Source organism: Micromonospora sp. NPDC057141 (assembly GCF_042670805.1).
Lineage (GTDB): Bacteria > Actinomycetota > Actinomycetes > Mycobacteriales > Micromonosporaceae > Micromonospora.
Genome location: NZ_JBHUVA010000092.1, coordinates 1 through 23,345 on the forward strand (window position 1 = coordinate 1; position 23,345 = coordinate 23,345).

Annotated in this window: 19 protein-coding genes and 2 pseudogenes; 5 read left to right on the forward strand and 16 right to left on the reverse strand. The window is 73.6% G+C overall.

Annotation, left to right across the window (positions count from 1 at the left end; genetic code table 11):
- From ACFT41_RS28600 to proS, 5 genes and pseudogenes are all read right to left on the reverse strand, one after another.
- Positions 1–123, reverse strand: a pseudogene (locus ACFT41_RS28600) (ribosome maturation factor RimM); the annotation flags it as partial.
- The gene (locus tag ACFT41_RS28605; protein ID WP_036374728.1) at positions 123–356 is read right to left on the reverse strand and encodes an RNA-binding protein; all 234 of its coding nucleotides are present in this window, start codon (positions 354–356) and stop codon (positions 123–125) included. The gene ACFT41_RS28605 and the pseudogene ACFT41_RS28600, both read right to left, overlap by 1 nt.
- Before the next feature lies 1 nt (position 357).
- The gene (gene rpsP / locus ACFT41_RS28610; protein ID WP_377584168.1) at positions 358–819 is read right to left on the reverse strand and encodes a 30S ribosomal protein S16; all 462 of its coding nucleotides are present in this window, start codon (positions 817–819) and stop codon (positions 358–360) included.
- 557 nt (positions 820–1,376) lie between these two features.
- Positions 1,377–2,024, reverse strand: coding sequence for a DUF402 domain-containing protein (locus ACFT41_RS28615; RefSeq protein ID WP_377584165.1), 648 nt, complete (start codon positions 2,022–2,024; stop codon positions 1,377–1,379).
- 116 nt (positions 2,025–2,140) lie between these two features.
- Positions 2,141–3,547, reverse strand: a complete 1,407-nt coding sequence (gene proS / locus ACFT41_RS28620; protein ID WP_377584163.1) for a proline--tRNA ligase — start codon at positions 3,545–3,547, stop codon at positions 2,141–2,143.
- A 512-nt stretch (positions 3,548–4,059) separates the two neighbouring features.
- On the opposite strand from proS, the gene ACFT41_RS28625 reads away from it, so the two are divergent.
- Positions 4,060–4,677, forward strand: a complete 618-nt coding sequence (locus ACFT41_RS28625; RefSeq protein WP_377584161.1) for a TetR family transcriptional regulator — start codon at positions 4,060–4,062, stop codon at positions 4,675–4,677.
- A 28-nt stretch (positions 4,678–4,705) separates the two neighbouring features.
- On the opposite strand, the gene ACFT41_RS28630 is transcribed toward ACFT41_RS28625, so the two are convergent.
- The 8 genes from ACFT41_RS28630 to ftsY all read right to left on the reverse strand — a co-directional run bounded on the left by ACFT41_RS28630 (position 4,706) and on the right by ftsY (position 14,586).
- A complete protein-coding gene (locus tag ACFT41_RS28630) occupies positions 4,706–5,785 on the reverse strand; it encodes an amidohydrolase family protein (RefSeq protein ID WP_377584157.1) in 1,080 nt (359 codons plus the stop codon).
- A gap of 18 nt (positions 5,786–5,803) precedes the next feature.
- Positions 5,804–6,385, reverse strand: a complete 582-nt coding sequence (locus ACFT41_RS28635; protein WP_377584154.1) for a Uma2 family endonuclease — start codon at positions 6,383–6,385, stop codon at positions 5,804–5,806.
- A 69-nt stretch (positions 6,386–6,454) separates the two neighbouring features.
- Entirely contained in the window at positions 6,455–8,041 is a 1,587-nt protein-coding gene (gene ffh, locus ACFT41_RS28640) for a signal recognition particle protein (protein ID WP_377584151.1), read from the reverse strand.
- A gap of 183 nt (positions 8,042–8,224) precedes the next feature.
- Positions 8,225–10,555, reverse strand: coding sequence for a [protein-PII] uridylyltransferase (locus ACFT41_RS28645; RefSeq protein WP_377584148.1), 2,331 nt, complete (start codon positions 10,553–10,555; stop codon positions 8,225–8,227).
- A 14-nt stretch (positions 10,556–10,569) separates the two neighbouring features.
- A complete protein-coding gene (locus ACFT41_RS28650; protein WP_176734061.1) occupies positions 10,570–10,908 on the reverse strand; it encodes a P-II family nitrogen regulator in 339 nt (112 codons plus the stop codon).
- 25 nt (positions 10,909–10,933) lie between these two features.
- On the reverse strand, positions 10,934–12,343 hold the full coding sequence (locus tag ACFT41_RS28655; protein WP_377584146.1) for an ammonium transporter: 1,410 nt from the start codon (positions 12,341–12,343) through the stop codon (positions 10,934–10,936).
- A 184-nt stretch (positions 12,344–12,527) separates the two neighbouring features.
- Complete coding sequence (locus ACFT41_RS28660) at positions 12,528–13,391, reverse strand: phosphotransferase (RefSeq protein WP_377584142.1); 864 nt, start codon at positions 13,389–13,391, stop codon at positions 12,528–12,530.
- 7 nt (positions 13,392–13,398) lie between these two features.
- Positions 13,399–14,586 (reverse strand): signal recognition particle-docking protein FtsY, encoded by a 1,188-nt coding sequence (gene ftsY / locus ACFT41_RS28665; protein WP_377584139.1) that lies wholly within the window; start codon positions 14,584–14,586, stop codon positions 13,399–13,401.
- 149 nt (positions 14,587–14,735) lie between these two features.
- Here ftsY and ACFT41_RS28670 point away from each other — a divergent pair, with 149 nt between their 5' ends.
- From ACFT41_RS28670 to ACFT41_RS28680, 3 genes are all read left to right on the forward strand, one after another.
- Positions 14,736–16,454 carry an alkaline phosphatase D family protein gene (locus ACFT41_RS28670; protein ID WP_377584137.1) on the forward strand — a complete coding sequence of 573 codons (1,719 nt, stop codon included), beginning with the start codon at positions 14,736–14,738 and terminating at the stop codon, positions 16,452–16,454.
- Between the two features lie 26 nt (positions 16,455–16,480).
- Complete coding sequence (locus tag ACFT41_RS28675; RefSeq protein ID WP_377584135.1) at positions 16,481–16,921, forward strand: MarR family winged helix-turn-helix transcriptional regulator; 441 nt, start codon at positions 16,481–16,483, stop codon at positions 16,919–16,921.
- Positions 16,922–17,057: 136 nt separating this feature from the next.
- Complete coding sequence (locus tag ACFT41_RS28680; RefSeq protein ID WP_377584133.1) at positions 17,058–17,588, forward strand: DinB family protein; 531 nt, start codon at positions 17,058–17,060, stop codon at positions 17,586–17,588.
- Between the two features lie 65 nt (positions 17,589–17,653).
- On the opposite strand, the gene ACFT41_RS28685 is transcribed toward ACFT41_RS28680, so the two are convergent.
- The 3 genes from ACFT41_RS28685 to ACFT41_RS28695 form a co-directional block, all read right to left on the reverse strand.
- Positions 17,654–18,274: an HAD family hydrolase gene (locus tag ACFT41_RS28685; protein ID WP_377584131.1), complete on the reverse strand. Its 621-nt coding sequence runs from the start codon at positions 18,272–18,274 to the stop codon at positions 17,654–17,656.
- A complete protein-coding gene (gene smc, locus ACFT41_RS28690; protein WP_377584129.1) occupies positions 18,274–21,954 on the reverse strand; it encodes a chromosome segregation protein SMC in 3,681 nt (1,226 codons plus the stop codon). The genes ACFT41_RS28685 and smc overlap by 1 nt, the downstream gene beginning before the upstream one ends.
- 311 nt (positions 21,955–22,265) lie before the next feature.
- Positions 22,266–22,460 (reverse strand): hypothetical protein, encoded by a 195-nt coding sequence (locus ACFT41_RS28695; protein WP_036374707.1) that lies wholly within the window; start codon positions 22,458–22,460, stop codon positions 22,266–22,268.
- 372 nt (positions 22,461–22,832) lie between these two features.
- On the opposite strand from ACFT41_RS28695, the pseudogene ACFT41_RS28700 reads away from it, so the two are divergent.
- Positions 22,833–23,345, forward strand: a pseudogene (locus ACFT41_RS28700) (hypothetical protein); the annotation flags it as partial.

Consider the following 23,345-nt stretch of genomic DNA (forward strand, 5'->3'; position numbering starts at 1 on the left):
CGGCTCGGTAGCGAGTACCGAGCCGGGCGCGAAGCGTGCCTCGGGCTCGTCGGTGCGCACCTCGACGGTGACCTCACCGCGGATGCCGTGCGGCTTGCCGATCCGGCCGACGATGAGCCGCATCAGTACGAGTCGACGATGTCGACGCGCACGCCGCGCCCACCGATGGAACCGATCACCTGGCGCAGCGCCTTGGCGGTCCGGCCGGACCGCCCGATCACCGTGCCGAGGTCCTCCGGGTGCACGCGGACTTCCAGCCGCTTGCCCCGACGGTTGTCGACCAGCCGGACCCGGACGTCGTCCGGGTGGTCGACGATGCCCTTGACCAGGTGCTCAAGCGCCGGACGCAGTGCCATGTCAGGCCTGCTCGCCGGCGGCGTCCGTGGCGGGCTGCTCCTCGGCCTTCGGCGCCTGCTCGGCGGCCGGGGCCTCGGCCTTGGCGGCCTTCTTGGCCGGCTTCGCCGGGGCGTCGGCCAGGCCGGCGGCGGCCTTCGCCTCGGCCTCGTACGCCGCCTTGCGGTCGGCGCGCTCGGCGGCGACCTTCAGCGGCGGCGGGGCCGGCAGGCCCTTGAACTTCTGCCAGTCGCCGGTCAGCTCCAGCAGGCGCTGCACGGCGTCGCTCGGCTGCGCGCCGACGGACAGCCAGTACTGGACCCGCTCCGACTTGACCTCGATCACCGAAGGGTCCTCCTTCGGCTGGTACACACCGACGAACTCGATCGCGCGACCGTCACGCTTGGAGCGCGAGTCGGCGACGACGATGCGGTACTGCGGGTTGCGGATCTTGCCCATCCGCAGGAGCCGGATCTTTACGGCCACAGTTGTTTCGCTCCTGTTGCGATCTCACCGGCCCGGTCCGGGCGGTGCACGGGTGAGTGTCGACCGGCACAGTGGGGTTGGGCCGGAGACTGCTCGGTGGACTGGCGACGCGCCCGGGATAGAGGGCGCCGGACGCGCGCCGGATACCAGCGACCCATTCTGCCAGATCGGCCGGGATTCCTCACATCGGCCGGCCGGATCGCCGCCCCGGCCCCACTGAATGCCCCTTTAGTGCTGTCTGAAGTGATTTGCGTCAGCAGTGGTCCTCCGCGCCGCCGGCCCCGCCCAGGCAGACCAGCGACCCCGAGTCACCGCCCTGCGAGAGGTACGCGGCGGCGATCTGCCCGTCGAAGCCGAGCACCCGTGGCCCGGCCCGTAGTCGACCCGCACCGTGACGTCGAGCTCCAGCACGGTGGCGGTGGTGTACTCGGTGGCGCGACCGACCTTCTCCACGTGGCTGCCGAGGTCCACCCCGGCCGTGCCGTGACCCCGGCGCCGCCGGGCAGCGTCACGTCGAGCCGCCGCAGCACCTCGTCGATCGGGGGTCGACTGAATCGTCAGCGGGCGGGCGGGCGGTCCCAGCCCGGCGGCAGCGCCTCGGGCACGTCCCATCCGGGCGGCGGGACGAAGTCGCACCAGGTGCCGTCGAACGGGAACTCGCCGGTCTCGGCGCGGGCGATCACCCGCTTCCCCTCGGCCCGGACCGCGGCCTCGTCGGCCACCCAGTAGTCGGCGGGGAACGCCAGCCGCTCGGCGAACTCCTCCTCGTCCTTCCACTCCCAGGTGCGGTCGGGCCGGATCACCACGTCGAGGTCCTGGTCGACCATGTCCACCCCGGCCACGTCACCGTCGTCCCAGCGCACTCCGGGTTCCTCCAGGTTGACGTACCAGTGGCTGAACCGGCCGGCGGTGTCGGAGAACCACCAGACGGAGTGGGCCTCGCCGGCGGGCAGGAACTTCAGCAGCGCCGGTCCGTCCCACCGCCCCAGGGCCAGCCGGTACGACGACGCGATCCACTCGGTGAACGGCACCGCCCGCATGCCGAGCCCGGCCTCGGTGACCTCGTGGGCCCCCGGCGAGTTCCGGGCGATGTAGACCAGCAGGCCGCGCTCGTCGTCGCTGACCACCCGCCCCGCCCGGACCCAGCCGATCCGGCCGCGCCGGACGTTGCGGTGCATGATCAACCGGCCGGACTCGAAGTGCATCCGCCCTCTCCCAGGATCGACGCCGTGCCGGCTGCGGAGCCACGCACGGCACTGCGGCGTCAGGAAGGGGCCCTTCCTGTACCGAAAGCGTTAACAGGGGGCCCTTCCTTGTGCTCTCAGTAGGCGCGGGCCAGGATCGCGACCAGGTTCGGCTCGTCCTCCGAGTCCGGGACGGAGCCGTCGGCGCGCAGCAGGCAGCGCACCGTCACGCCCTGGCCGTTCGCCTCGGCCTCGCCGGCCACGCCGACCGCCGACCACGGCACGCGGGCCCAGCCGGTGGCCGCCGCCTCGATCGCCTCGGCGAGCGTGGCGACCTCCACGGTGCGGGACTCGCGGTGGGCCAGGGCCTGGTCGTGCAGGGCCCGCTGGTCGACCTCCAGGGCGGCCAGCACCGCGCCGACCACGTCGGCGACCGGGGTCGGGGACTTCGAGCCGTCCGTACGCCGGACCACGACCGCGTTGCCGGCGGCCAGGTCACGGGGGCCGACCTCGACGCGTACCGGATAGCCGCGCAGCTCGGCGTCGACGGCCCGGCGGCCGAACGGGGTGTCGGTGCGGTCGTCGAGCGCGACCCGCACGCCGGCGTCGCGCAGCGCGTCGCACAGCTTCGCCGCCGCCTCGCCGACGCCGTCGCCGGCCTTGACCACCATCACGTACGCCTGCACGGGCGCCAGCCGCGGCGGAACCCGCAGGCCGTTGTCGTCGCCGTGGGCCATGATCAGGCCGCCGAGCATCCGGGTCGAGGTCCCCCAGGAGGTCGTCCAGGCGTGCTCCCGGCCGCCCTCGGCCGAGGAGTAGCTGATGTCGAACGCCTTGGCGAAGTTCTGCCCCAGCTCGTGGCTGGTGCCGAGCTGGAGGGCCTTGCCGTCGCCCATCATGCCCTCGCACGTGTACGTGGCGGTGGCCCCGGCGAAGCGCTCCCGGGCGGTCTTGAGGCCCACCACGACCGGGATGCCGAGCACGTTGACCATCAGGTCCTCGTACGCCTCGTGCAGGATCTTGCGGGCGTACGCGCGGGCGTCTTCCCGCGTGGCGTGGGCGGTGTGCCCCTCCTGCCAGAGGAACTCGCTGGTGCGCAGGAAGATGCGCGGGCGCAGCTCCCACCGGACCACGTTCGCCCACTGGTTGAGCAGCAGCGGCAGGTCCCGGTACGAGTCGATCCACTTGGCCATGAACTCGCCGATCACCGTCTCGCTGGTGGGGCGCACCACCACCGGCTCGGCGAGCTGCTTGCCGCCGCCGTGGGTGACCACCGCCAGCTCCGGCGAAAAGCCCTCGACGTGCTCGGCCTCGCGCTTGAGGTAGCTCTCCGGGATGAACAGCGGGAAGTACGCGTTCTCCGCGCCCGCCGCCTTGATCCGGGCGTCCATCTCGGCCTGCATCCGCTCCCAGATGGCGTAGCCGGCCGGCCGGATGACCATGGTCCCCCGGACCGGGCCGTTGTCGGCCAGCTTCGCCTTGGCGATCAGGTCCTGGTACCAGCGGGGAAAGTCCTCCGCACGGGGAGTGAGCACGCGTGCCATGACCGCACATCCTATGCGGCAGCCGGGACGGCGCCGCCATCGGGCGCGTCTGCGTCCCCGCGCCGTCCTCCCTGGGCTGGATCGTCACCCGGCAAGGCAAGGGCTCGTTGCCGTGGCGCCGCAACCGCCGGCCCGGGCGGGGCGCACCCCGACCCGCCGCCGGCCCGTTACGCGGCGTAGCCCACCCACCGGCAGCGCCACCCCCCTTTGCTCTGCACCCACATACGCAATGGTTCACGCAGCGCAACCCGACCTCGCACACCTCCAACAGCCGCAGTTCGTCCCCACCCTGCTGGGACATGGTGCTGCGCCGGTGGGTGCAGAGCAAAGGGTTTGCGAGATGTTCTGTGCGGCCGAAGAGGCGTGACGGACGGTAACGTCGGCCGGGCATGCGGGCACGACCAGCAGTGCATCACGGTGCGTGAGAGATGCGGGGCGGCTTCCGTGTCCTCGTGCCACGCCGACCGCGTCGGCCACGACACCACTCACGCGGGCCGTAGACTTCGACCACCATGGGTGAAGTGAGGGACGCCGCCCGGCAGCGGCTACGGGACAGCATCGTCGACGCCGCCCGGGCGCAGACGATCGCCGGGGGCTGGGACGGCGTGCGAATGGGTGGGGTGGCCACGGCGGCCGGGGTGAGCCGGCAGACGGTCTACAACGAGTTCGGCACCAAGGCGGGCCTGGCCGAGGCGCTGGCCCAGCGCGAGGTGGACCGGTTCGTCACCGACGTGCGGACCCGCCTCGACGAGCACGGCGACGACCTGCGGGCGGCGGCGTACGCGGCGATCGCGCACACCCTCGCGTCGGCCGCCGACAACCCGCTGATCAAGGCGATCCTGACCAGCGCCCGGGGCGGATCCGACGAGCTGCTGCCCTACCTGACGACCCGCGCCGAGCTGGTGCTCACCGAGTCGACGGGCGCGCTGCTGGAGTGGGCCGGCCGCCACCTGCCCGCCGCCGACCCGGCCGACCCAGCCGCCCCAGCCGACCCGGCCGCGCTGGCCTTCGCCGCCGACACCATCGTCCGGTTGGTGGTCAGCCACATCGTGCTGCCCCGCTCCCCCGTCGAGCAGACCGCCGACGCGCTGGCCACCCTGGCCGTCCGGCTCTTCGTCCCGCACGCCTGACCCGGCCGCGCCGCCGCCTCGCCGACTGTCAGCGCAGCACCCGGCCGCGCAGGACGATGCGGGACGGGGTGCGGACCACGCTCAGGTCGCGGCGGGGGTCGGTGGGGTAGACCGTGAGGTCCGCCAGGCCGCCCTCGACCAGGCCGGGGAAGCCGAGCCACTCCCGGGCCCGCCAGGAGGCGGCGGCGAGGACGTCCACCGCCGACATGCCGGCCCCGGAGTGCAGCAGCAGCATCTCCTCGGCGGCCAGCCCGTGGTCGATGCCGCCGCCGGCGTCCGTGCCGACGTAGATCGGCACCCCCGCCTCGTAGGCCGACCGGACCACCTCGGGGAAGCGGTCGCGCAGGGCGAGCATGTGGTCGGCGTACCCGGGGAACTTCGCGCGGGCCTGCTCGGCGATCCCGCCGAAAGTCCGGATGTTGATCATCGTGGGGACCAGGGCGGTGCCCTGCCGAGCCATCAGGTCGATCAGGTCGAGGCTCAGCCCGGTGCCGTGCTCGACGGAATCCACCCCGGCCCGCACCATGATCTCGACAGCGGATTCGGAGAACGTGTGCACCGCAGTCCGCGCACCGGCAGCGTGCGCGGCGGCGACGGCGGCGGTCATCGTGTCGGCGTCCCAGGCGGGCGCGAGATCGCCGGTGCCCCGGTCGATCCAGTCGCCGACCAGCTTCACCCAGCCGTTGCCGGCGGCGGCCTGCGCGACGACGGTGGCCGCCACCTGCGGCGCGTCGACCTCGACCCCGATGTCGCGCAGGTAGCGGCGCGGCGGGGCGACGTGCCGGCCCGCGCGGGCCAGCCGCGGCAGCCCCGGGTCGTCGTCGAGCTCGGGGTACGGGTACGGCGAGCCCGCGTCCCGGATGGCGAGGACCCCCGCGTCGACGTCGACGCGGGCCGCCGCGCGGGCCTGGTCGAGAGAGGCGATCGGGGCGCCGCCCCGGGCGATGCCGAGGTGACAGTGGGCGTCGGTCAGCCCGGGGAGCACGAAACCGCCGTCGACGATCGTCTCCGCGCCGGGCACCGGGTCGAAGGTGACCCGGTCGCCGACCAGCCACAGATCCCGGACCTCGTCGTCGGGCAGAAGCACACCGCGCACATGCAGAGCCATGCGCACAGTCCTACCCGATCACTGACCGTCCGTGGCGAGCAGGCCGTCCCGGCGGGTGGTCAGGGCCGGCAGGTCGACGGAAACCTTCCACGGCAGCTCCGTGACGAACAGGTCCTCGGTGTGGGTGATCTGCTCGTACTCGCGGCCACCGGCGGCGAGCGTGTACTCGGTCAGCGTGACGCGCTCCTGGAGCGGGTCCACCACCCAGTACGACCGGACCCCGGCGTGCGCGTAGACCTTCGCCTTGTCGTACATGTCGCGGAAGGTGGAGGTCGGCGAGACGACCTCGACGGCGAGCAGCGCGTCCTCGACGGGGACGGGCGAACGGTCGGCGTGCCTGCGGCGGATGACGACGACGTCGGGGCGCGGCTCGTTGCGGCGGTCGACCCGCGTCGACAGGTCGAAGCTCACCAGGTATTCCGGCGGGCAGTTGACTCGAAGCGTGAGCAGCAGCTCCACGCACAATTCCTGGTGCAGGGCAGTCGACGAGGGCCCGATCAACCTTCCGTTGATCAGTTCGTACAGAAGGTTGATCGGCAGGTCGCCGAGGTCGTCGACCGTCCACTCGTGCCGTTCGGGCAGGATGGACGCTGCGGTCATGACATCTCCGTCCAGGGGGCGACGACCACCCTAAGCGCCAAGGTCGTCGCCCACCGTCACCGACACGCGTCAGCGGGGCCGGTTGTCGCCCTTGCCGAGCTTGTTGAAGTCGATCTTCGGAAGCTTGAAGCCCGGGGGCAGGCCCTGGCCGCCGGCCAGGTCGCCCGGGTCCAGGCCCGGCGGGAGCTGCGGCATGCCGCCCGGGAACCCGCCCGGCAGCCCTCCACCCGCAGCGCCCCGCGCGCCGGCACCACTCTGCGCGCCCCCGCGCGAACGCTGCCCGCCCTTCGAGTTCCGTCGCTTGTTCTTCGGCGACTTGGTCGCCTTGCGCCGGCCGCCGCCGGGCAGGCCCATCATGCCGCCCATCTGCTTCATCATCTTCTGCGCGTCGGCGAAGCGGTTGAGCAGCTGGTTGACGTCCATCACGGCGACGCCCGAGCCGTTCGCGATGCGGGCCCGGCGCGAGCCGTTGATGATCTTCGGGTTGGTGCGCTCGGCCGGGGTCATCGACCGGATGATCGCGGTGACCCGGTCGAAGTGCTTGTCGTCCAGCTCGGCGAGCTGGTCCTTCATCTGCCCCATGCCCGGCATCATGGCCAGCACGTTGGCGATCGGACCCATCCGCCGGACCGCGATGAGCTGGTCGAGGAAGTCCTCCAGGGTGAACTGCTCGCCGCCCATCAGCTTGGCGGTCATCTTCTCCTTCTGATCGGTGTCGAAGGCCGCCTCGGCCTGCTCGATCAGAGTGAGGACGTCGCCCATGCCGAGGATCCGGCTGGCCATCCGGTCGGGGTGGAAGACGTCGAAGTCCTCCAGCTTCTCGCCGGTGGAGGCGAAGAGGATCGGCTGACCGGTCACCTCGCGCACCGACAGCGCGGCGCCGCCCCGGGCGTCGCCGTCGAGCTTCGACAGCACCACGCCGGTGATGCCGACGCCGTCGCGGAACGCCTCGGCGGTGCGTACGGCGTCCTGACCGACCATCGCGTCGATGACGAAGATGACCTCGTCGGGGTTCACCGCGTCGCGGATGTCGGCGGCCTGCCGCATCATCTCGGCGTCGATGCCGAGCCGACCGGCGGTGTCGACGATGACGATGTCCCGGGCGGCCCGCTTCGCGTGCTCGATCGAGGCGCGAGCCACCTGCACGGGGTCGCCGGTGCCGTTGCCGGGCTCCGGGGCGTACACCTCGACGCCGGCCCGACCACCGAGCACCTGGAGCTGCCCGACGGCGTTGGGGCGCTGGAGATCGGCGGCGACCAGCAGCGGCTGGTGGCCCTGGGCCTTGAGCCAGCGGGCCAGCTTGCCGGCCAGGGTGGTCTTGCCGGAGCCCTGGAGGCCCGCAAGCATGATCACCGTCGGCGGCTGCTTGGCGAACTGGAGCCGCCGCCCCTCGCCGCCGAGGACGGTGATCAGCTCCTCGTTGACGATCTTGACGATCTGCTGGGCCGGATTCAGCGCCTGGGAGACCTCCGCGCCGCGCGACCGCTCCTTGACGTTCGCGATGAAGCCCTTGACCACCGGCAGGGCGACGTCGGCCTCCAGCAGCGCCAGGCGGATCTCGCGCGCCGTGGCGTCGATGTCGGCGTCCGTGAGCCGCCCCTTGCCGCGGAGCTTGGTGAAGATCCCGGAGAGGCGGTCACTCAAGGTGTCAAACACGCGAACATCCCGTTTGTCAGTGTTTCGGCGGGCACAACGCGACCGGGCGCAGGTGTCCGGCCATGGCTAGGGTAGCCCGCCGCCCGCACCGGCGCTCCGGCCCGCCCGCACCCCGGCGCTCCGGGAAGCGTCGGTTAACAGGGGGACCTTCCTCCACCGAAAGCGTAGACAAGGTGCCCTTCCTTACACAGCGGCGAGGACCGCGGCCTCCAGGCGGGCCCGCTCGTCGTCCGACGGCCAGCCGCCCACCAGGTAGAACGCGTCCACCACGTCCCCGCCGAGCGTGGAGATCCGGGCCGCGCGGACCTGCGCGCCGGCCTCGTCGAGGGCGCAGGTCACCCGGTACAGCAGGCCGGCCGCGTCGGCGGCGCGCAACTCCAGCACCACCGCGTCGGTGGCCGCGTCCCGGTGCCAGACCACCCGGGGGGCCGCGCCGGAGCCGCGCGCGGCGAGGGCCCGGCCGCGCAGCCGCTGGGTGACCGAGACGTCCCCGGCGACCGCCCGGCGCAGGTCGCCGCCGAGCGCGATCGGGTCGGGCGGCAGGCCGTAGCGGGGCTGCACCCGGCACTCCACCAGGGCCCGGCCGTCGACGGTGGAGGCGTCGGCGGAGAGCACCTCCAGCCGGTGCAGGGCCAGGCAGCCGGCCACCGTCGCGAGCAGGCCGCTCCGGTCCGCCGCGGCCACCGCCACCCGGTCCCCGGTCAGGTGTACGACCGGCAGCGGCCCGTCGAGCAGCGCCGGGTCGGGGGCGGGCGGGGCGGGCAGCACGCCGGTGTCCAGCGCGGTGCGGACCCGGGCGACGAGTTCGGCGACGAGGCGGCCCTTCCAGTCCGACCAGGCGGCCGGGCCGGTGGCCGCCGCGTCGGCGCGGACCAGGGCGTGCAGCAGGTCCAGGGTGGTGCTGTCGCCGACGGCCTCGGCGACCCGGGCGATGGTCACCGGGTCGGACAGGTCGCGGCGGGTGGCCACGTCGGGCAGGAGCAGGTGCAGCCGGACCAGCGTGCCGATCAGCGCCACCTCCGGCTCGGGCAGGCCGATCCGGGCCACCACGGCCTCGGCCAGCGGCGCGCCGACGGTGCTGTGGTCGGCGCCGCCATCGGCGGGCAGTCCCTTGCCGATGTCGTGCAGGAACGCGCCGAGCAGCAGCAGGTCCGGCCGGTCCACCTCGCGGGTGTGCCGGCTCGCCTCGTACGCGGTCTGCACCAGGTGCCGGTCGAGGGTGTAGCGGTGCACGGGGTTGTGCTGGGGCAGGCTGCGCATCCGGGTCCACTCGGGCAGCCAGCCGTCGATCAGCCCGTACCGGTCGCAGGTCTCCCAGGCGGGGACGAGGCCGGGACCCGCGCCGAGCAGGGTGACGAGGGCGGCGCGGGCGTCCGCCGGCCAGGGCGACGGCAGCGGCGGGCAGTACGCGGCCAGCCACTCGCAGGTGGCGCGGGCGATCGGCAGCCGCGTGGTCGCCGCCGCGGCGGCCATCCGCAGGGACAGGCTCGGGTCGGGGCGCGCGCCGATGGCGGTGCGGGCGAGCACCAGTTCCCCGTCGTGCTCCACGACGTCCCGGGCGACCGGGCGGCGCACCGGGCGGGGGTCGGCGCCCCGGCGGCGGCCGGAGCGCAGCCGGTCGGCGGCCCGCCAGGCGTCGTCGAGGGCGTGGCTGATCGTGCGGGCGTCTCCGGCGACCCGGCGCAGCAGCACGTCGCCGTCGTGGGCGGCCACGGCCGCTGCGGCGGCCTCGCCGGAGGGCTGCCGCAGGCCGAGCCGGGCGGCGACGCCGTCGCGTTCCTGGGCGACCAGCCGGTCGACGCGGCGGCCGGCCTGCTCGTGCAGGGCGTCGCGGGTGTCGAGCAGGCGCAGGTGGGCGGCCCGGACGGCGGGGCGCAGCGCGTCGGTGATGCCGGCGGTGGCGATCGCGCGCAGGATGCCCACGTCGCGTAGCCCGCCGGCGGCTTCCTTGAGGTCACCTTCGAGGAGGAAGGCCAGCTCGCCGTGGGCCTGCCAGCGGGCCTCGGTGATCTCCCGCAGGGCGGGCAACTGACGGACGGCGGTACGCCGCCAGTGGTCGACGGCGGTGCGGGCCAGGGTGTCGGCCAGCTCCCGGTCGCCGGCGACGTGCCGGGCGTCGAGCAGGCCGAGGGCGACCTTCACGTCGTCCTGGGCCACCGACAGGGCCTCGGCCAGGGTCCGCACCGAGTGGTCCAGCCGCAGGCCGGCGTCCCAGATCGGATACCACACCTGGGGGGCCAGCTCGTCCATGCCGGGCACCCCGGCGTGCACGAGCACGAGGTCGAGGTCCCCGTACGGGGCGCACTGCCGCCGCCCGAGCCCGCCCACGGCGACCAGCGCGATGCCGGCCCGCTGGGGCAGCAGCCCCGCCAGCCAGCGGTCGAACGCGGCGGCCCGCGCCACCCGCGCCGCGTCCCCGATCCCCCCGGGAACGCCGACGACCTCGTTGACCAAGAGGTTCGCGTCGCCGTCGCCGGCGTTGCCCGACGCATTCCCCTTGATCAACGAGGTCATCTGGTCGTGCCGGCCTAGAGGGCGTCCAGGCCGCGTTCGCCGGTGCGGACCCGCACGACGTCCTCGACGCCGGTCACCCACACCTTGCCGTCGCCGATCTTGCCGGTCCGGGCGGCGCCGACGATCGCGTCGACGATCTTCTCGACGTCGATCTCGTCGGTGAGCACCTCCACCCGGATCTTCGGCAGGAACTCGACCGTGTACTCGGCACCCCGGTAGACCTCGGTGTGCCCCTTCTGCCGGCCGTAGCCCTGGACCTCGCTGACGGTCAGCCCGGCCACGCCGAGGGCGTGCAGGGCCTCCTTCACCGCGTCCAGCTGGTACGGCTTGATGACCGCGGTCACCAGCTTCATGTCCAACCCCTCCATCCCAGGAACGTTAACCGGCGACCTTCTCGCTGACCGGCTCGGACTCGTCCGACGCCGGCTTGGTGCCGGCGGCACCGGCCGGCGTCCCGATCCCGGCGAGCGCGAACGCGCTGCCGCCGCCGCTGCCACCGGCCAGGGAGAGGTCGTAACCGCTCTCGGCGTGCTCGGCGAGGTCGATGCCCTCGACCTCGGCCTCGGGCTTGAGGCGGAAGCCGATCGTCTTCTCGATCCCGAAGGCGAGCAGCCAGGCGATCCCGAAGGACCAGACGGTCACGATCAGGCCGGCGATGGCCTGGCGGCCGAGCTGGGTGACGCCGCCGCCGTAGAACAGGCCGTCGGAGGCGCCGACCACGTCGGTGATCGCGGAGTTGACCGAGTTGGTGGCGAACAGGCCGAGCCAGAGCGAACCGATCCAGCCGCCGACGAAGTGCACGCCGACCACGTCGAGGGAGTCGTCGTAGCCGAGCTTGTACTTCAGGCTGACGGCGAACGCGCAGGCCGCACCGGCGACGATGCCGAGCAGGACCGACGCCCAGGGAGCGATGAAGCCACAGGCCGGGGTGATGGCGACCAGGCCGGCGATCGCGCCGGAGGACGCACCGACCATGGTCGGCTTCTTGTCCTTGATCCACTCCACCGCGAGCCAGCCGAGCACCGCCGCGGCGGTGGCGAGCTGGGTGTTGATGAAGGCGAGGCCGGCGACCGAGTCGACGGTCAGCTCCGAGCCGGCGTTGAACCCGAACCAGCCGAACCAGAGCAGGCCCGCGCCGAGCGCGACCAGCGGGATGTTGTGCGGCTTCATGCCCTCACGGGGCCAGCCGAGCCGCTTGCCGAGCACCAGCGCCACGGCCAGGGCCGCCGCACCGGCGTTGATGTGCACCGCAGTGCCACCGGCGAAGTCCAGCGCGTGGATGTCAGCGCCGATGATGCCGCCGCCCCACACCCAGTGCGCGACCGGGAAGTAGACCAGCGTGGCCCACCCGAAGGCGAACACCAGCCAGCCGGCGAACTTGGCCCGATCGGAGATCGCGCCGCTGATCAGCGCGACGGTGATCACCGCGAAGACCATCTGGAAGGCCATGAACACGTAGAGCGGGACCCCGATGCCGCTGGGGTTCTCCGCGGTGGCCCCCCACAGGTCGGTCTCGGCCAGGAAGGTCTTGGTGCCGAGGTACGCCCCGGGGTCGCCCCAGAAGCCGTTCACGTCGGTCCCGAAGGCGACGCTGAAACCGTAGAACCACCACAGAACAGAGATGAGCCCAATCGCCGAGAAGCTCATCATCATCATGTTGAGCACGCCCTTGGACCGGTTGAGACCGCCGTAGAACAGCGCCAGTCCGGGCGTCATGAGCAGCACGAGCGCGGTCGAAACCAGCAGCCAAACGGTGTTGCCGCCGTCGATCGTCGGTGCTTCAGGCACGCTGGCCTCCTAAAGGTGAAGTTCCCTCCTTCGCGGCTTCCGGGGCAGCGTCGCCCGTACGCCGGTTGCGCGGAAGCTTGGTCGCCTCCTGTTTCCTTCAGCGTCACCACTCGATTTCCAACCCGTGACGCTGTGTTTCGTACGTGTGAAGAAACCCTCACCGTCGGGCGGACCGGGGAGGATCTCAGCGCAGCGCGTACTCCAGAGCATGCCGTTCGTAATCCAACAGGCGCAGATCGCGCATCGGGCGGCGAAGGTGACCCTTGTGCACGATCCGGACGAACGCCGGCTCCCCCGCCGCGGCCATCCGACGGATGCCCTCCACGTGATCGACGACGCGCTTGCGGATGGTCCGGACCAGCCGGTGCCGGTCGCGCGGGATCAGCCCGTACGCGTCGGCGAACAGCCGCAGCCGGCGCGGCCGGTCCGGGTGCCGCCAACCGAGGGTGATCGAGTCCCGGTCGGAGAAGATCGGCACCCAGGTCCACGCCGCGTACGCCACGTCGTAGATCCGCGCGCCCGGCGAGGCCAGGTCGAAGTCGATCAGCCCGAGGGTGCCGTCCGGCCGCCAGATCACGTTGTGCGGGGCGGCGTCGTGGTGGCAGATGACCTCGGTGTCCGGCGGGGGCGGGCCGAACGAGCGCCACACCGCCCCGGGCGGCGGGGCGAAGCCGTACTGGGCGTCGTGGAACATCCGCAGCATGGTGGCGACCGTCACCAGCGCCTCGTCGGTCACCCAGTGCGGGGCCAGCGGGTATTCCCCGCACTCCCCCTCCAGGTACGACAGGACCTCCCGGTTGCGCTCGTCCATGCCGAGCGCCCGGGGTGCGCCGGTGAACCCGACGTACTCCAGGTGGCGCAGCAGGGCGTGCACGGACGGGGTCCACGGGCCGACGTTGCGCCGGACGGTGTCGCCGACCCGCACCACGGTGCTCACGTTCCCGCCGTGCAGCGGGATCTCCTGCGAAGTCACGTACGGTCTCCCGAGGCCCGGCGCCGCGTGGCGGGGGTCGCGCCACCCGGGGTAGGCGCGATCGTCACTGGTCACTGCGAGGTTACGCGTCGCGGGCGAGCGGCTCGGTGCCGAGCAGCGCGTCGACGAACTGCGCCGGGTCGAACGGGGCGAGGTCGTCCTTGCCCTCACCGAGGCCGACCAGCTTGACGGGGATGCCGAGCTTGCGCTGCACGGCGATCACGATGCCGCCCTTGGCGGTGCCGTCGAGCTTGGTCAGCACCACGCCGGTCACGTTGACCACCTCGGTGAAGACGCGGGCCTGCTCCAGGCCGTTCTGTCCGGTCGTGGCGTCGAGCACCAGCAGGGTCTCGTCGATCGGCCCGTGCTTTTCGACGACCCGCTTGACCTTGCCCAGCTCGTCCATGAGGCCGACCTTGTTCTGCAACCGGCCGGCGGTGTCGATCAGCACGGTGTCGACGCCGGTGTCGATGCCCCGCTTCACCGCGTCGAACGCCACGCTGGCCGGGTCGGCGGCCTCCGGGCCGCGGACGGTCTCCGCCCCGACCCGGCCGCCCCACGTCTCCAACTGGTCGGCGGCGGCGGCGCGGAAGGTGTCGGCCGCGCCGAGCAGCACGCTGCGGCCGTCGGCGACCAGCACCCGGGCGATCTTGCCGCAGGTGGTGGTCTTGCCGGCGCCGTTGACACCGACCACCAGCACCACCGCCGGCACGCCGTCGGCCGGGGCGGTGCGCAGCGACCGGTCCAGGGCCGGGTCGAGCGCGTCGACCAGCTCGGCCGCGAGCAGGGCGCGCAGCTCGTCGACGGTGCGGGTGCCGAGCACCCGGGTCCGCTCCCGCAGCCGGTCGACGATCTCCCGGGTCGGGTCGATGCCGACGTCGGCGGTGATCAGGCTGTCCTCGATCTCCTCCCAGGTGTCCTCGTCGAGCCGGTCGCGGCTGAGCAGGCCCAGCAGGCCCTTGCCGAAGGCGTTCTGCGAGCGGGACAGCCGGGACCGCAGCCGGACCAGCCGGCCGGCGGTCGGCTCGGGCACCTCGACGGCGGGCGGCGCCTCCACCACGGGCGGGGGCTCGACCAGGATCCCCGTGGAAAGGTCCGCCTCCGGCGCCTCGACGGACGGGCCGGCGAGGTCCTGGCCGGCCCGGGTGTCCACCTCCGTCTCCGGCAGCGGCGGTTCGGGGCGCCGGCGCAGCCGCGGCACCACCAGCCCGAGGCCGCCGAGGATCAGCACGCCGAGCAGGGCGAGCGCGATGAGGAGGTATTCCGTCATGCCGAAATCCTGTCAGATGCCGGCGACGGCGTCCCAGCCACCGCTACCGACGGGGGTGCGAGCTGCCGGTACGCTCGCGGCGGCCAGGGGCGGCGCGACGGTCGACCGGGTAGAAATGATGAGCGCGTCTCGCCCCCTGGAGGTTCCCCATGCCGGCTCCCCGCCTGCTCATCGGCCCGCTGCTGCGCCGGGTCGTCGGCACGCGGGCCACCGTCTGGGTGGAGACCAGTGCGCCCGCGACGGTCCGGGTCCGCACGGCCGACGGCGCCGAGGGGGCGGCGAAGACCTTCTCCGCGTACGACCACCACTACGCGCTCGTCGTCGTCGAGGGGCTGACCCCCGACAGCGCGACGACGTACGAGGTGCTGGTCGACGACGAGGTCGCCTGGCCGGAGCCCCGGTCCGCCTTCCCGCCCAGCGTGATCCGCACCCGGGCCGCCGACGACCGGGACCAGCCGGTGCGCCTGGTCTTCGGCTCCTGCCGGGAGACCACCCAGCACTCGACCGCCCGCAAGCTGCCCCCGGACGCGCTCGACGCGTACGCCCGGCGGTTGCTGGCCGAGCCGGACCGGGCCGCCGCCCAGCCCGACCTGCTGGTGCTGCTCGGCGACCAGGTCTACGCCGACGAGACCTCGCCGACCGTGCGGCGGCTGCTCAAGCGGCGCCGGCGGCGGCCGGCGGGCGCCCCGGCGACGCAGGTGGTCAGCTTCGACGAATACACCAAGCTCTACCTGGAGTCGTGGCGCGACCCGGAGATCCGCTGGCTGTTCTCCACCGTGCCCAGCGTGATGATCTTCGACGACCACGAGGTGATCGACGACTGGAACACCTCCGCGCCGTGGCGCGACGACATGCGCGCCCAGCCCTGGTGGGCCGAGCGGATCGGCAGCGGCCTGGCCTCCTACTGGGTCTACCAGCACCTGGGCAACCTCGCCCCCGACGAGATCGCCGCCGACCCCGTGTACGCGAAGGTCACCGCCGCCGCCCCGGACGCCACCGAGGTCCTGCGCGAGTTCGGCACCCGGGTCGACAGGGAGGCCGACGAGGCGCACGACACCGAGCGCTGGCGCGCGGTGCAGTACCAGTGGAGCTACGCCCTGGACCTGGGGCGCACGAGGCTGGTGATGCTCGACAACCGGTGCAGCCGGGTGCTGGAGCGGGGCAGCCGGGCGATGCTGCCGCCGGGCGAGTGGTCCTGGTTCCTCGACCGGGCGCACGGCGTCTACGACCACCTCGTGGTGGGCGCGTCGCTGCCCTGGCTGCTGCCGCCGGGCATCCACCACGTGGAGGCGTGGAACGAGAAGCTCGCCGACTCCCGGCACCGCTGGGTGGCCGGCTTCGCCGAGCGGCTGCGCCGGGCGCTCGACCTGGAGCACTGGGCGGCGTTCCGCCGCTCCTTCGACGCCCTCGGCGCGCTCTTCGCCCGGCTGGGCAGCGGCCCGGCCGGGCAGACCGGGGACCGGGTCGGCGCCGGGCCGGCGTACCCGCCGCCCGCGTCGATCAGCGTGCTCTCCGGCGACGTGCACCACTCGTACGTGGCCCGGGCCCGCTTCCCCGGCCCGGCGGTGCACACCCCCGTGCACCAGCTCACCTGCTCGCCGATCCACAACCAGGTGCCGGCGGCGATGCGCCCGCTGATGCGACTGGGCTGGTCGCCGGGACCGGCCGGGGCCGCCCGCGCGCTGGCCCGCTGCGCCGGGGTACGCCGCCCCAGCGTGCGCTGGCGCAAGCTGGCCGGGCCGTACTTCGGCAACGCGGTGGCCACCCTCGCCCACACCGGCCGCACGGCCGACGTCACGATCGAGGGCACCACCGGCGACGGGCACCTGCGAACGGTGTTCCGAAGGCGGCTCGCCTCCGGGGGCTGAGCCCCTCGCGCCCGTACCCTTGCGGCGTGGACGATCATTCGCCGGAGACCCTGCGGTTCGTCGAGCACGAGTTGACCGCGCTGCTGCGCCGGGGCCGCTCGCTGTCCTTCGAGGTGGCCCGGGAGGTGCACCCCAATCTGGACCAGAACGCGTACGGGCTGCTGCTGTGGCTGCGCCGGTCGGACGCGACCCGGCTGACCGACCTGGCCGCCCGGCTCGGGATCAGCAAGGGGACGCTGAGCCGGCAGATCAACGGCCTGGAGGCGCTCGGGCTGGTGCGCCGGGAGCCGGAGCCGGAGGACCGGCGGGCGTGGCGACTCAGCCTGACCGAGGAGGGGCAGCGCCGGTTCGACGCCGCCCGGGCGACCCGGCTCGCGCAGTTCCATCGCATCGTGCAGAGCTGGCCGAGGCAGGACGTGGAGGACTTCGCCCGCCTGCTGGCCCGCTTCAACGAAGCCCTCGACTGAGGTGCAGGGAAGGGCCCCCTGTCAACGCTTTCCGTATAGGAAGGGCCCCTTCCTGACAACCGCACCGCACCGCACCGCACCGCGCCGCGCGCTAAACCGGTCGCCCGGTGTCGGGGGTGCCCGCCAGGATGGGCGGATGACCTGGAGAGCACCGCGGATCAACCGCACCGACGAACCGTACGTCGCCGACGAGCGGGCCATGCTCGAAGGCTGGCTCGACTACCACCGGCAGACCCTGCTGATGAAGTGCGCCGACCTGACCACCGAACAGTTGAAGACCGCCAGCGTGGAGCCCTCGGGGCTGACGCTGCTCGGCCTGGTCCGGCACATGTCCGAGGTGGAGCGCTGGTGGTTCCGCATCCGGGCCGCCGGCCAGCGACTCGGGGACATCTACAACACCGAGGCCAGCCCGGACGGCGACCTGGACGACATCGCCGGCGCCGACGCGGCGGCCGACTTCGCCACCTTCGCCGCCGAGGTCGAGGCCGCCCGGGTTGCCGCCGCCGGCCTGTCCCTGGACCAGACCTTCCTGCGTCCGCGCCGCGACGGCAGCACCGACGAGATCAGCGTCCGCTGGGTCTATCTGCACATGATCGAGGAGTACGCCCGGCACAACGGCCACGCCGACCTGCTGCGGGAACGCATCGACGGCGTCACCGGCGCCTGACCCGGAGCTGGTGGAGAGCCGGTCGGGGCCGACCGGCTCTCCACCGGCCGGGCGGAGCGCCGGGCTCAGTACGCCAGCGCCGCCCGCAGGTAGCGCAGCCCCGACGGCCCGTCCCACCGGTACGCCGACAGTCCGGCCGCCCGCGCGCCCCGGATCGCCCAGTCCTCGTCGTCGACGAAGAGCACCCGGGCCGGCGGGGTCTCCAGCGCCGCGCAGGCCGCCTGGAAGTACTCCTTCGCCGGCTTGTGCACCCCGACGACCGAGGAGTTGACCACCACGTCCAGCTCGTCGGTCAGGCCCAGCGCGGCGAGGTCGGTGTCGAGCAGGTCGGTGCCGTTGGTGCCGAGCCCGACCCGTACGCCGGCAGCCCGCACCTCGCGCACGAACGCCAGCACCTCGGGGTCGACCTCGCCCCGGTGGCGCTGCCACTGCTCCACGGCGGCGCGGGCGCGCTGCGGGCCGCCGGCCGAGTCGGCCAGCGCGTCGGCGACGCTGGCGGCCCAGTCGGCGTGGCTGACCTGGCCGGTGAGCACCGGCTGGAGCCGCCCCCAGTGCATGGCGATCTCGGTGAGCACCCCCTCGGCGAGGCCGTAATCCCGTTCCACGCCGGCGGCGACCGCCGGGTCCCAGCGCCGCAGCACCCCGTCGAGATCCACCAGGAGCGCCGTCGCGCGTTCCCGAGCCACTACTGTTTCTCCTCGCCGCGGCCGTGCCGCTCGTCGTCGCCGTCCCGGCCGCCGCCGACGCCGACACTGTCGTCGACGGCGGCGCGGGCGGGCGGCGTCTGCTCGCCCTCGGCCCGGTTGAGCCGCTGGCTGATCACCTGGGTGACCCCGCTGCGCATGGTCACCCCGTAGAGGGCGTCGGCGATCTCCATCGTCCGCTTCTGGTGGGTGATGACGATCAGCTGACTCTTCTCCCGCAACTGTGCCAGCAACGTGATCAACCTGCCCAGGTTGACGTCGTCGAGGGCCGCCTCGACCTCGTCCATGATGTAGAACGGGCTGGGCCGGGCCCGGAAGATCGCCACGAGCATCGCCACGGCGGTCAGCGACCGCTCGCCGCCGGAGAGCAGCGACAGCCGCTTGATCTTCTTGCCCGGCGGGCGGGCCTCCACCTCCACGCCGGTGGTGAGCAGGTCCTCGGGGGCGGTGAGGATCAGCCGCCCCTCGCCGCCGGGGAAGAGCACCGTGAAGACCTGCTCGAACTCCCGGGCGGTGTCGGCGAACGCGCTGGCGAAGACCTCCAGGATGCGCTCGTCGACGTCCCTGACCACGGTCAGCAGGTCCCGGCGGGTGGCCTTGAGGTCCTCCAGCTGCTCGGAGAGGAACTTGAAGCGCTCCTCCAGCGCGGCGAACTCCTCCAGCGCCAGCGGGTTGACCTTGCCGAGCAGGGCCAGTTCGCGTTCCGCTTTCCCGGCCCGCTTCTCCTGCACCGGCCGCTCGTACCGGACCGGTTCGGGCACCGGCGACCCGTCCCGTTCGGCCGCCGCCACGTCGGCCTGGGTCGGGGGTACGGGCTGGGTCGGGCCGTACTCGGCGACCAGCGTCTCCACGTCGATGCCGAAGTCCTCGGCGGCCTTGGCCTCCAACTGCTCGATGCGCAGCCGCTGCTCGGCGCGGACCACCTCGTCCCGGTGCACCTGGCTGGTCAGCCGCTCCAGCTCCGCGCCGAGGCGCTTCGCCGCACCGCGTACCTCGGACAGCTCGGCCTCGCGGGCGGCCCGCTCGCGCGCCACGGCGTCGCGGTGCTCCTCGGCCCGCGCGATCGACACGGCGAGCCGGGCCAGCGCCTCGCGGGCGCCGCCGGCCACGGCGCGGGCGATGGTCGCGCCCCGGGCGCGGGCCGCGCGCCGGGCCGCAGCGCGTTCCCGCGCGGCCCGCTCGGCGGCGGCCTGCCGGCGCAGCGAGTCGGCCCGGCCGGCGATCGAGGAGACCCGCTCCTCGGCGGTACGCACGGCAAGCCGGACCTCCATCTCGTTCTGCCGGGCCTGCGGCACCAGCGCGGCGAGTTGGTCGCGTTCGTCCGTGGACGGCTCGGCGTCGATCGGGGTGGCCTCGGCCAGCCGCAGCCGCTCCGCCAGCTCGGCCAGGGCGGCGAGGTCCCGTTCCCGGGCCGCCTCGGCGCGGGCGCGGGACTCGCCGAGCCGGTCGGTCTCCGCCTTCGCCGACCGGGCGGCGGCGCCCAGCTCCGCCAGGCGGCGGGCGGCGGCGTTGCGGTGGCTCTCGGCCTCCCGCTTGGCGGCGGCGGCGTGCTGCACGGCCTCCTTGGCGGCGGCCACCTCGGCGCGCGCCCCGACGAGCTGGTCGCGCAGCTCGGCGGCGGTGTGCTCGGCGGCGAGCCGGTTGGCCCGGGCCTCCTCGACGGCGGCCTGCACCTCGATGAAGCTGGGCGCCTTCGCCGACCCGCCGGCCGCCGCGTACGCCCCGACGACGTCGCCGTCCGGGGTGACCGCGCGCAGCTCCGGGTTGTCGGCGACCAGCTCGGCGGCGGCGGCGAGGTCGTCGACGACGGCCACGTCGCGCAGCGCCCGGTGCACGGCGGGGCGCAGCTCGGCGGAGCACTCGACCAGGTCGGGGGCCCAGCGGGCGTGCGCGGGCAGCTTCGGGCGCAGGGCGTCGGCGGTGCCGGTCATGCCCGGCCCGGCGGGGCTGCCGACGAGCAGGCCGGCCCGCCCGGCGTCGGAGATCTTGAGCAGCCGCATCGCCTCGACGGCCTCGTCGACCCCGGTGACCGCGACCGCGTCGGCGAGCCCGCCGAGCGCGGCGGCGAGCGCGGCGGAGTGGCCGGGGGCGACGGTGAGCAGCCCGGCGAGGCTGCCGAGCAGGCCGGGCACCTCGCCGGCGCGGGCCAGCAGCGCGCCCGCGCCGTCCTTGCGGCGCAGGCCGATGGCGAGCGCCTCCTCGCGGGCCTTCTGCGTGGCGGCTTCCTTCTCGGCGGCCCGTTCCGCGTCGGTGAGGGACCGGGCGGCGGCCTGCGCCCGCTCCTGGGCGGCGACGGCCTCGGCGTGCCGGTCGTCGAGGTCGGCGTTGTCCCGGTCGGCCTCGGTGGACTGCTCGGCGACCGCGTCCAGGTCGGCCTGCGCCTGCTCGGCGCGGGCCAGGGCGTCGGCGTGCGCGGCGGCGAGCCGCTCGATCTCCTCCCCGGCGCTGGTGGTGCGGGCGCGAGCGGAGTTGACCTGGCCGGTGAGCCGGGCCAGCCCCTCCCGCCGGTCGGCGATCGCCTTCGCGGCGGCGACCAGTTCCCGTTCGGCGGCGGCGAGCTGCCGTTCCAGCTCCTGCCGCTGCTCGACGGCCTCGGCGAGGCGGATCTGGTCGTCGGTGAGCGCGCCGCGCAGCTCCTCCTCCTGCTCGCGGACCCGCTCCGCCTCGGCCTCCAGCTGGTCGGGGTCGCGGCCGGGGCGCTCGTCGTCGGGGATGGCGGTGAGGTGGCGCAGCCGCTCGCGGGCGAGCTGTTCGACGGAGCGGAACCGCTCGGAGAGCGCGGAGAGCTTGTACCAGGTGTCCTGGGCGGCGGCGAGCAGCGGCGCGTCCTCGGCGAGGGCGGCCTCCAGCTCGCCGAGCCGGCCCTGCACCTCGGCGTGCTCCGCCTCGACCTCCTGGCGCCGCTCACGCGCGGCGCTCTCGTCGGCGATCTCCCGGTCCAGGGTCGCGCGCAGGGTGTGCAGGTCGTCGGCGAGCAGCCGCAGCCGGGCGTCGCGCAGGTTGGCCTGGATCGCGGCGGCCCGGCGGGCCACCTCGGCCTGCCGGCCCAGCGGCTTGAGCTGGCGGCGCAGCTCGGCGGTGAGGTCGGTCAGCCGGTTGAGGTTGGTCTGCATCGCGTCGAGCTTCCGCAGCGCCTTCTCCTTGCGCTTGCGGTGCTTGAGGACGCCGGCCGCCTCCTCGATGAACGCGCGCCGGTCCTCCGGCTTGGCGTGCAGCATCCCGTCGAGGCGGCCCTGGCCGACGATGATGTGCATCTCCCGGCCGATGCCGGAGTCCGACAGCAGCTCCTGGATGTCGAGCAGGCGACAGGAGTCGCCGTTGATCTCGTATTCGCTCTCGCCGGAGCGGAACATCCGGCGGGTGATGGAGACCTCGGTGTACTCGATGGGCAGCGCGCCGTCGGTGTTGTCGATGGTGAGGGTGACCTCGGCCCGGCCCAGCGGGGCCCGCCCGGCGGTGCCGGCGAAGATGACGTCCTCCATCTTGCCGCCGCGCAGCGCCTTGGCGCCCTGCTCGCCGAGCACCCAGGCGATGGCGTCGACGACGTTGGACTTGCCGGAGCCGTTCGGGCCGACCACGCAGGTGATCCCGGGCTCCAGCTTCAGCGTCGTCGCGGAGGCGAAGGACTTGAACCCCTTCACCGTCAGGCTCTTGAGATACACCTTCTCGATCCTCGTCCGGTGGCCGCCGAGCGTCGTGGGCTGCGCGGACCTGGTGAACCCGCAGACTAACCCGGTGTCGCCGGCCCTCGGGCACGCGACCCGCCCCGGGCCGGTGTCGACGACCGGCCGGCGCGCCGCGTACCGGGTTTCCCGGTACGGATCGGACGGCTCGTCCGATGCAGAGCTTGATCAATTATCCAAGATCAGAGAATGGTACGGGGAGAATTGCCCGGACATGGCTGCGCGCCGGCACAAAAGTGTCGGCGCGCGATTTCTGCGTGGTGGGATTCAGTTGTCGGACCTGCTGGAGATCAGGTCAGCGCCGGCTCGGCCAGACGGAGGAGGTCGTCCGCCTCCGCCGCAGCCGCCGCGAGCCGATCGTTCTCGGCGCGCAGGCGCGTGATCTCGAACTCCAGTGCCTGAACCCTGGATCGCAGTCGGGTGACCTCGTCGAGCAGGCGCCGATCGGGCGCTGCACCTACGTGGCCGTAGAGGGCCTTCGCCATGCTGACTCCTTGATATGCGCTGCCGGAAAGGCCGGACCAACGCGCGCCCACTCGTTCGCGGCTGTCATTCCCAGCGATTCTGGGCATGACCGGGCGCGACTGGCGACACCTACATATTGAGCCGACAACCCCTCATTCGTCAAGTTACCGCAGGCCGTAGATCATCTTCGCGTCGGCCGGGCCGTTTGTCGGGAGGCTGCCACAAGGCACGGACACGCTCTGTCCGGACGCGTTAACTGTACGCCCGGGAACATCGGAACCCACCCCACGCGAACCGCTTTCGTCTTAACTCTTTCTTAGCCACGTTGCCGCAGCTTGCACCGCGCCCGTACGGTCACCCCGGCCCGCAACCGACCCATGGAGGCGACAGGCGTGTACGGCAGGACCGACCCGAACGACCCGGAGGGCGCGCGGTGGCGCCAGGAGCCCCCGGACGACGAGCCGGCCTGGCTGACCGACCGCCCCGCGCCGCGGTCGGCCTACCTGTTCGGGGACGAACCGGACCAGCCGAGTGACCAACGGCACACCGACCGGCCCCCGGCGCCGCCGGCCGACCGGCCGCGGGCGGGCGAGCCCGCCGCCCAATGGCACTCCCCGGACCAGCCGACCGGCCAGTGGAACTCCCCCGAACGGCCCGCCGACCAGTGGTATTCGGCCGGCCGCGCGGCCCCGACGGGCGACACGTCCGCCTGGCCCACTGCGCAGGGCGACACATCCGCCTGGCCCGCCCCGCCGGTCGACGGCCCGTCCGCCTGGCCCACGTCCCCGGCCGAGGCCCCGGCGGCGGCGGAGCCCACCCGGGCGCTGCCGGTCGTCGGCGCGGCCACGGCGGCCGTCGCGCGGCCGGCCGACCCCGGAGCCCGCCGCGGCGGCACCGCCCAGAGC